We start from the raw sequence: 213 nt of genomic DNA, 5'->3' as shown, positions 1-213 counted from the left end.
CCCCGCTTATTAAAAGCAGGGGTTTGCAAAAACTACTTATTTTTTAGGCGCTTCGATAACGTCGCAGCCCATATAAGGCCGCAGGACTTTCGGCACGATAACGCTGCCGTCTGCCTGCTGGTAATTCTCGAGAATAGCGGCAACAGTACGTCCTACCGCCACACCTGAACCATTCAGGGTATGTACGAATTCCGGTTTGGATTTAGTGTCGCG

Annotated in this window: 1 pseudogene; it reads right to left on the bottom strand. The window is 50.2% G+C overall.

Features of this window, described 5'->3' with window-relative positions:
• Positions 1-36: 36 nt before the first annotated feature.
• Positions 37-213, bottom strand: a pseudogene (locus HJY11_RS14560) (serine--tRNA ligase); the annotation flags it as partial.

The sequence above is a fragment of the Bittarella massiliensis (ex Durand et al. 2017) genome (assembly GCF_017566145.1).
Classification (GTDB): Bacteria; Bacillota; Clostridia; order Oscillospirales; family Ruminococcaceae; genus Bittarella; species Bittarella massiliensis_A.
The sequence above is the reverse complement of the archived record's forward strand: the minus strand, read 5'-3'. Positions and strand labels throughout refer to the sequence as shown.